A 3,386-nucleotide genomic window follows, 5' to 3' on the forward strand; every position below is an offset into this window, starting at 1 on the left:
GCGCAATTCCATCGTTACCGAGCCGGCCCCGGCATCGATCGTGACACCGTTGGCGACTTCAATGACGGCGTTTCCGGCCGCGCGGTCGGCATCAATCACGCCGTTGGCGGCTTGATCGTTCGCGTGCAGCACTATGCTGCCGCCGCCGGTCGTAATGTCGGCATTGATATAAATACTGCGACCCGCTTCCATGGTCAGCGTAGCGGACGAGCTGTAAAGCCCGGCAACGGTTAGCGCGCTGTTGACCGCGATATCGTTGCTGGCTTGCAGCTTGACGTTGGTGCCCCAACCAAGCAGATTGGTCAACACGTCCGGTGCAATGGTCATGTCCTTGCCGATCGCCATGCCGTAGGTGATACGACTCGGATCGGTAGCGCCCGAGGTGACCCGACCGGTATTTTCGTTAGCGAAGCTGACAACGAAAGTGTCGCCATGGTCATAGGCGAAGCCGGGCAGAAAACTGAAGTAGTTGGTCCCCGCATACTGATAGTAATCGACCCAAGGCCCGCCCGAATTGAAATTGATACCGCTATTGGCGGTGGTACCGACAATGCTGTTAGCGGCCGAGACCGCGCCGAAGATACCGTAGTAGGCGTCTCCGTAGGTCACCGCTCCCGCGCTAGCCAAGCCTCCATTGCTCCAGTCGGTATCGACAACCAGATAGTCATACCAATAGGTATTACCGTTCAGCGTCAATTTGACTTGGTTAAGACCGACGTCTTGATTGCTGTAACTTCCGACCAAACTGTTGGTGGCGGATACGACGCCGGCGGCCCCGATGGAAGTACGTGCCCAAGACAGGGCGCCGGCGTCAGTCGCACCGCCGTTGTCCCAATGCCGGCTACCGACCAGATAGGAGATGCCCAAATCGATGACGCCGTCGCTGCCGACTTGGTCGCCTGCGTGGCTACCGACTAAACTATTGCCAGCGCCGACTACCGCTCCCTGACTGCTCTCGCCATATGCGTAGCCGGTTTTTTCGCCAACCCAGGTCACGGCACCGGCGTCGGCATTCGCGCCGCTGTGCCAATGCGGACTCAGCACCAGATAGTTGTAGGTGTAGACACTGTTGACAGGATCGTAACCGTTGGTCAATACCGTTACGCCGCCGCTGCCGATTTGGTCGCCCGCCGTGGCGCCGATCAAGCTGTTGCCGGCACCGACGGCGCCAAGCGAGCCCGTCAAGCGACTGCCCCAGGTCACCGCGCCCAGTTGGCTGTCGGTGCCATTTCCCCAGTTGGGACTGATTACGACGTAGCCCACCCGCGTCGCATTGTTGTATTCCGTCGGGAGGGCAACGACACCGCCGCTGCCGACGCGGTCGCTAGCGTGCGTGCCGACCAGACTGTTGGCCGCGCTGGCGTTGCCGGTTAACGGCGATGCGGCGCCCGTTGTGGTGGTGACGCTGCCCCAAGTGACCGCGCCGGCGTCGGCGGTCGCGCCGTTGTCCCACAATGGGCTGGCGATCGCGTAGTAGTCGAGATGGTATTGTTTTTGACCGTTGGCGTTGGCGGGCCCGGTGGTCCAATCGTAAGGAAGCAGGGTAATGTCGCCGCTGCCGATTTGGTCGTTTGCAGTACCGCCAACCAAGCTATTGGCCGAGCTGATACTGCCGGTAATGCCTGTGGCGATTGCGGCTTTGGTGACCGCTCCGACGTTGGAAGTGCCGCCGTCGCTCCAATTTGGGCTGATGATCAAATAGTACGCGGTGCGGGTGCCCGACCAAGTGCTTCCGTTGTAAGTCAATTCGGTATATTGCCCGGTCTTGACACCGCCGCTGCCGACCTGATCAGTTGCAGTGTCGCCGACAAGGCTGTTACCCGAGCCAACGGTGCCTTGGATGCCGGTGGCTTCCGCACCCAACGTGACCGCTCCGCGATCGCTGTTCCAATGCGGACTGATCACGCCGTAAAAATAGGTGTAAGTCCAGTTGTTTGCGGTATCTACACCGTTAAAGGCAGTGACTACGCCGCCGCTACCCACTCGGTCGTTGGCATGGCTTCCAATCAAGCTGTTGCTGCTGCTGATAGCGCCGCTGACGCCGCTGCCGGAACTCCCCCAGCTGGCGGCGCCGGCATCGACATTGGCGCCGTTATCCCAGGTCGGCGTCAGGACTACGTAATCGGCCACGCCCACGTCGACGATATGATTGACGTCGTTGCCGACGCCGTCGTTGGCGGTGCTGCCAACCAGGCTGTTGCCTGCGCCGACCACGCCACTGACGCCGCTGGTTTTGCTGCCCCAAGTCACCGCGCCGGCATCGGTGGCACCGCCGTTGTCCCAGTCGGGACTCAATACCAGGTAGTAACCGTCTTTGAACAGAATTCCGCCACCGCCTACGTGATCGTTGGCGGTCGAGCCGACCAGACTGTTGGCCGAACCCAAGGTGCCGGTTTTGGTGGCCGTGGCGTCCCAGTAGGTCACAGCACCTGCGCTGCCGTTCCATAGCGGGCTAAGTACTATGTACCCAGGATCTTGCCCTACGTAGCTAGCACCACCGCTACCCACTTGGTCGCCGGCATGGCTACCGACCAAGCTGTTGCCGCTGCCGATGACACCGGAGACGCCGCCGTTGTTGGTGCTGGTTTCGGTCGGGATATTCGTCAGCGTGTTTCCGAATAAGTCCGTCGTCGTGACGGTGCCGAAAGTGATAGTGCGGCCGTCGCCCCAGGTAATCGCTCCGGCATCGGCGGTCGAGCCGCCATTGTTGAAGTGGGGACTTAGAATCAGATAGTAAGGATGCGTCGAGGTATAGCCGGTATTCGGGGAGCGACTAGTGTAATGGCTAAGTAACTGGATGCCGCCGCTACCAACCAAATCGCCGGCGGTCGCGCCGACCAAGCTGTTGGCCGACGAGACCGCTAAACCGGTCGTCGCCCCGCCCGAGGCAAAGCCGGTAGCGCCGTTGAGCCAGGTGACCGCGCCCTTGTCGCCGTCCCAATGCGGACTGGCGACGACATAGGCAACATCGGTGCGGTAAGTATTGACGTGGCCGTGGGGCGGCGTATCGGAAGGCTGACTGGTATAGTTGGTGCTGCTGCTGTAATAAAGCACCTTGATGTCGCCGCTACCCAAGCGATCGTCCACGTGGCTACCGGTAACGGTCGCAATCAACGCGCCGGACCAGCCGTTATAGAGATAGACGGCGCCGGCATCCTGCCCGCCAAAGTCGTCGTAGGGATTGGTGACGACCACGTTCGTGCTGAGAAGTACCGAATTACCGGTACCGAAACCGGAGGTGACGCCCAGCGTATTGCTCGGGTTGGGATCTTCGAAATCGAATTGCGGGTATTTGCCGCTGTTGTCTATGGTGATGTTGCGCGGGTCCAGCAACAGGCTGCCGTTGCGACCTTTGGCCGCGGCGGTCGTTACGGTACCGCCGAAGA

1 protein-coding gene is annotated in these 3,386 nt (G+C 60.6%); it reads right to left on the bottom strand.

All coding sequences use genetic code 11. The annotated features are described in order from the left end of the window. On the bottom strand, positions 1-3,386 hold a 3,386-nt coding region (locus AC3B8H_RS19565; RefSeq protein WP_488443199.1), incomplete at both ends, for a hypothetical protein.

This window comes from Methylomonas sp. BG-2 (genome assembly GCF_057766305.1).